This is a genomic window from Chitinophaga sp. (assembly GCF_035564935.1).
Taxonomy (GTDB): Bacteria; Bacteroidota; Bacteroidia; order Chitinophagales; family Chitinophagaceae; genus Chitinophaga.
In genome coordinates this window covers 1-4,888 of the sequence record NZ_DATMTE010000050.1, presented here as the reverse complement: position 1 = coordinate 4,888, position 4,888 = coordinate 1, and the positions used below count along the sequence as shown (strand labels likewise).

Below are 4,888 nucleotides of genomic sequence, written 5' to 3'. Positions count from 1 at the left end.
GGATAATATACTATAATAAATATCTCTCTTAATCCTTTTCCTTTGGTTATCACGGTACCTGTGCGGGAAAATAAAACGTGCGGATACGGATATTTTTTTCTAAATTAATTGATGTGAAAACGCTGATCTGTACCACTCCCGGTAATTTTGAATACGGCCTGCAGGCGATGCCTGCATTGCAGGCTGGCCAGGCTATTATCCGTATCCGGAAAATAGGCATTTGCGGCACGGACCTTCATGCTTTTGAAGGCACACAGCCGTATTTTAACTACCCCCGTATCCTGGGCCATGAGCTGGCAGGGGAAATTGTAGCGCTGGATGCTGCAGGCAGCAATTTCCGCGTAGGTGAACTGGTAACCGTGATCCCTTACGAAAATTGCGGCGTTTGTATTGCCTGCCGCAACGGCAAGCCCAACTGCTGCGAAAATATAGCGGTCCTGGGCGTACATAAAGATGGGGGAATGGTGGAGTTTCTATCTGTTCCCGAACGGTTACTGGTGCATGGAAACGGGTTGAGTGCCGAACAGCTGGCGCTGGTGGAACCCCTGTCGGTGAGCGCTCATGGTATCCGCAGGGCGGGTGTACAACCCGGTGAATTTGTGATGATAATGGGAGCGGGCCCCATAGGGCTGGCAGCCATGGAACTGGCCCGCATTGCCGGCGCACAGGTAATTGCCGCCGATATCCAGGATAAACGGCTACAGTTTGCCCATGAAACGCTGGGAATCCCTTTTACCATTAACGCCACCACAGATGTAGCCGGAAGGCTGCGGGAAATCACCGGCGGCGATATGCCCACCGTAGTGATCGACGCCACCGGTAACCAGAAAGCGATCAACAACGGTATTTATTACCTGGCCCATGGCGGCCGGTACGTGCTGATAGGACTGCAAAAAGACCTGTTGCAGTTTCCACATCCGGAGTTCCACAAAAGGGAATCCACACTGATGAGCAGCCGTAATGCCACCCGCGAAGATTTTGAACAGGTGATTCGCTATATCAAAGATGGACAGGTGCAGCCGGACAAATATATTACACACCGCGTGAAATTCGGGGAAGTGAAAAACACGTTCCCCTCCTGGCTGGACCCCCGCAATGAAGTGATAAAGGCGATCATAGATATCTGACCCGTCAAAAACAGTTGAATGATGAGATCATGGCTATTGTTGTTACTACTGCTGTGTATCACCCATGCCGGTGCAGCACAACCGGTTTCGCTGCAACACCTGTTATGCGAATACCGGCAAAACCCTACAGGCATTGATGCCACCCGGCCCGCTCTCAGCTGGCAACTGCAAAGCACAGGAAGCAACATCCGTCAAACAGCCTACCGCATACTGGTGGCCGACAACCCCGCTGCACTGGAACGTAACCGCGGAAAGATATGGGATTCCAGGAAGGTATTATCAGACCAGTCGGTACAGGTGCTTTATAATGGCAAACCCCTGTTGCCTGCTACCACGTATTACTGGAAAGTAATGGTTTGGGACCAGCAGGGAAAACCTTCCGGCTGGAGCGAAACCGCACAGTGGCATACGGGTTTGTTTTCGCCCGGCGACTGGCAGCAGGCGCAATGGATAGGCTATGAGAAAATGCCCGGCAACGCGCGCATTGTGCCGGCGGTTACCAACGACAAAAATTACGGGCAGCGGAAAGATATATTGCCCCTGCTGAGAAAAACATTCCATATCGCCAAACCACTGCAAAGGGCTACTGTTTACATCAGCGGATTGGGTCAGTTTGATCTTCATCTCAACGGAAAAAAAACAGGAGATCATTTCCTGGACCCCGGCTGGACAAAATATGATCAGCATGCGCTTTATGTTACCTTTGATGTAACGGGGCAATTACATACCGGCGCCAATGCCATTGGCGTAATGCTTGGCAATGGTTTCTTTTATGTGCCTGGAGAAAGGTACCGCAAACTTACCGGCGCGTTCGGTTATCCACAGCTGATTTGCAGGCTGCACCTGCAATACCGGGATGGCAGTACCGAAAATATCGTCAGCGATACCAGCTGGAAAGCAGCGCCAGGCCCTGTTACTTTTTCCAGCATCTACGGCGGGGAAGATTACAACGCTACCCTGGAACAACCCGGATGGGATACGCCTTCTTTTGATGATGCGTCCTGGAGAAATGCAGTAACCGTAACCGGTCCGCCGCAGCTGGATGCGCAAACGGCCGCACCACTGAAGATATTTGACCGCTTTACTCCCGTTAAGATCACACAAACCGGCCCTGCTACCTGGGTGTATGATATGGGGCAGAATGCATCTGCTATTCCCGCCATCTCCCTGAAAGGGAAAAAAGGAATGGTGGTACGTATTACGCCCGCAGAACTTATTACAGACAAGGGCCTGGCAGATCAATCTGCCGTAGGCAGCCCGGTATTTTTTAATTATACTCTGAAAGGACAGGATACGGAATACTGGCAACCGCAGTTTATGTACTACGGTTTCCGGTATATACAAATTGATGGCGCTGTACCCGCCGGCAAAAGCAATCCTGACGGATTGCCGGAAGTACAAACACTGCATAGCCTGCACACCCGTAATGCAGCAGCTACCATCGGGCAGTTTACCTGCTCCAATGAATTGTTTAATAAAACTTTCAGGCTGATCGACTGGGCCATCCGCAGCAATACCGCCAGCGTATTCACCGACTGCCCCCATCGTGAAAAACTCGGCTGGCTGGAAGAAGCGCACCTGGTAGGCAGTTCCATAAGATACAATTATGATATTGCCCCGCTTTGCCGGAAAGTAGTGCGCGATATGATCCATGCACAAACAGCAGAAGGGCTTATTCCCGACATTGCACCGGAATATGTGCACTTTGAAAATGGCTTCCGCGATTCGCCGGAGTGGGGGAGTAACGGCATCATTTTACCCTGGTATATGTACCAGTGGTATGGCGACAAATCCGTGCTGGAAGAAAGTTACCCCATGATGACCCGCTACGTGAATTACCTGGCGCAGAAAGCGAATCATCATATCCTTTCCCACGGCCTGGGCGACTGGTACGACATTGGCCCGAAATTTCCAGGGGAAGCGCAACTCACCCCCAAAGGTATAACGGCTACGGCTATATATTATTATGACCTCAGCATTTTATCGAAAGTGGCAGCCTTGTTGGGAAAAACAGCAGATGCGCAAAAATATCTTTCACAAAGCGAAGCCGTAAAGCAAGCCTATAACCGCGCTTTTTTCAACGACAGCACCAAACAATACGCTACCGGAAGTCAAACCGCCAATGCAATGTCCGTGTACATGCAGCTGGCAGATCCCCGTTATAAGGCAGATATCATAGAAAATATTGTGGCAGATATCCGCAAACACAACAACGGCATCACTGCCGGAGATATCGGTTACCGTTACCTGCTCCGTGTACTGGATGATGAAGGCCGCTCGGACGTGATTTATGATATGAACAGTCGCACCGATGTACCCGGTTATGGCCTGCAGTTGGCCAAAGGCGCTACTGCGCTCACCGAATCCTGGCAGGGCTATCGCGATGCTTCCAATAATCATTTTATGCTGGGCCACCTGATGGAATGGTTTTACAGCGGTTTAGCCGGTATCCGTCCCGCACCGGGCAGCATTGCCTTCCACGATATTGTAATAAGGCCGGAACCTGTTGGTGATGTTACTTCCGCCAAAGCCAGTTATCTTTCTCCTTATGGTGAAATTGTAAGCGACTGGAAAAAAGAAGACAATACTTTCACGTTGCATGTACATATACCTGCAAATACACATGCTACTATTTATATGCCTGCAGAATCTACATCGGATATTACTGTGAATGGGGTAGTGATGGCGATAGAGAAGGGGTATAAGGAAGGGAGGTATGTTATGGAAACCGGTTCAGGTGATTATGTGCTGCATGTGGTGAACCGCAGGCCGGTGACCACATCGGCGGATAATTATGCGGTGAGGTGATGGGGATGCTATTAAAATGTATACAACGGAAACAGGCCTACGTAGTTTTGTGTATATGTATGCTAAGGTGTATGCATGTATATACAATGTGGTTACTCCTATCAGCTAGTTTCCTTGCCAGGCTTTGCATTTAAAAAATGCGCGCTAAAGGATTATTTTGCAAAACTCTCTCTCATATTTGGTACTTTTTTATCTCCCGGTGTGTAATACTTTATGTTCCGGTGATGAATTATTTTACTGCCATCGCTGCAACAAGCATAATTAGAAAAGCTTATGCTATTCTTAGCAGGAGTATGAATGCTGGCCGACTAATAATAAGCACCCGTCGTTTTGTTGGTTAACTTTTAGCATCGTTTGACAACAGCTACCCCCCATTCATACCCTGCTTCCCGGAACGCATTTATAAGAAGACCGCGTTAAACATAAGGCGGGAGCAAAACAATTTTACATATGAAAAATTTTGAAAATGCCATTCGCAGCAAGAAGGCTGTTCTGGTTGTAGGAGCAGGAGTTTCACTAGCCACTACGCATGATTCATTAGCTGGGTGGGATGGGCTGTTACGTAATGGTGTTGCGACTTGCAAAAGTCATTTTCCTGATAGTCTTGATGAAAAATGGGTAGAAAGAAGATACCGTGATCTTGAAGAGGGAGATGTATATGATAAGTTAAATGTAGCTACCCAGGTTATGGACAGGTTCAGAAAACGGGGAGAAGGCGTTTTACAAACCTGGCTGGAAGCAACTATTGGCAAATTTACTGTAAAGAACAGGGAGCTGATTGAGGCCATTGGTGCGCTGAAGTTACCGGTTCTTACTACTAATTTTGATACCCTTATTGAAAAGGTGCTTGGCCGGGAATCTGCCGTATGGAATAACCCCGAACTTTGCTCGCAGATTATAAAGGGATTGAGTAAGGGAGTGTTACATATGCATGGTCATTGGAAACTTCCGGG

At 48.6% G+C, this 4,888-nt stretch carries 3 protein-coding genes; all 3 read left to right on the top strand.

The features are described 5' to 3' along the window. Positions 1-113: 113 nt before the first annotated feature. Positions 114-1,127 carry a zinc-binding alcohol dehydrogenase family protein gene (locus VN105_RS01310; RefSeq protein WP_325637150.1) on the top strand — a complete coding sequence of 338 codons (1,014 nt, stop codon included), beginning with the start codon at positions 114-116 and terminating at the stop codon, positions 1,125-1,127. 18 nt (positions 1,128-1,145) lie between these two features. Then, positions 1,146-3,935 carry a family 78 glycoside hydrolase catalytic domain gene (locus VN105_RS01305; RefSeq protein WP_325637148.1) on the top strand — a complete coding sequence of 930 codons (2,790 nt, stop codon included), beginning with the start codon at positions 1,146-1,148 and terminating at the stop codon, positions 3,933-3,935. 450 nt (positions 3,936-4,385) lie between these two features. Further along, positions 4,386-4,888: hypothetical protein (locus tag VN105_RS01300; protein ID WP_325637146.1), on the top strand; the 503-nt coding region annotated here is incomplete at its 3' end.